The sequence below is a fragment of the Neisseria sp. MVDL19-042950 genome (assembly GCF_030504625.1).
Taxonomy (GTDB): Bacteria; Pseudomonadota; Gammaproteobacteria; order Burkholderiales; family Neisseriaceae; genus Neisseria.
In genome coordinates this window covers 1-1,152 of record NZ_JAUKWH010000029.1, presented here as the reverse complement: position 1 = coordinate 1,152, position 1,152 = coordinate 1, and the positions used below count along the sequence as shown (strand labels likewise).

At 59.5% G+C, this 1,152-nt stretch carries 1 pseudogene; it reads left to right on the top strand.

Annotated features, from left to right (window positions below):
- Positions 1 to 1,152: pseudogene (locus tag Q0X97_RS11785) on the top strand (RHS repeat family protein); the annotation flags it as partial.

The following is a 1,152-nucleotide window of genomic DNA, read 5'->3' as shown; positions in this document are numbered from 1 at the left end:
CAGCCGCACAGATCGGCGCGGCATTGGTGCGCTACGAATACAGCGCCGGCGGCGATTTGCTGCGCGTGATCGGCCGCGACGGCGCGGTCAAACGCAGTTTCACCTATCAAAACAACCTGATGGTGTCGCACACCGATGCGGCGGGTTTGACCGCTTATTACGAATACAGCCATTACACCCCCACCGGCAAAGTGCTGCGCAACTGGACTTCGTTGGGTGAGGAATGGCGTTTCACCTATCACGACGGCTACACCGAAGTTACCGATGTCTTGGGGCGCATCGAGCAATACCATTACGACTATAACAACGAGTTGACCAAACGGGTGTTCGCCGACGGCAGCACCAACATCATGGAACGCGACAGCTTGGGCCGTCTGCTCAGCCACACCGACGCAATGGGGCGCGTTACCCGCTACCAATACAGCAACGAAGGCCAAATCGAGACCATCGCCCGCCCCGACGGCGCCATGCTGCATTTCGACTACGACGACAGCTACCGCCTGATCCGCAAAAGCGATGCCGAAGGCCACTACGACAGCTACACCTACGACGAAGCCGGTAATCTGCTCACCCACACCGACCCGCTCAAACACACCACCCGCTTCGAGTATGCCGACAACGGTTTGCTGCTGTCGGTAACCGACCCCAAAGGCAGCACCACCGAGTATCACTACGACCGCAACCACCAGCCCGACCTGATTACCGACTGCTCCGGCTACCAAACCCGACTGGCCTACACCCCCGAAGGACAGTTGGCGCGCATCACCGATGCTTTAGGCCAACACACCGAATACCACTACGACGCCAACCAAAACCTCACCCTCGCCCTCTATCCCGACGGCAGCAAAGAAACCTTCCGCTATGATGCCGCCGACCGTCTGACCGCCCATACCGACGGCGAAGGACATACCACCGCATACGAATACGGCCAAGACGGTCTGCCGACGCAAAGAACCAATGCGCTGGGGCATACCTTCGGCTACCACTACGACGCAGCCAGACGGCTCATCGGCCTCACCAACGAAAACGGCGCCCGCTACCGCTTCGCCTACGACGTGCTCGACCGTTTGGTGGCCGAGAGCGGTTTCGACCACAAACTGACCGCCTACCACTACAACGCCGGTAACGAACTGGTGCAGCAAAGCGAATACG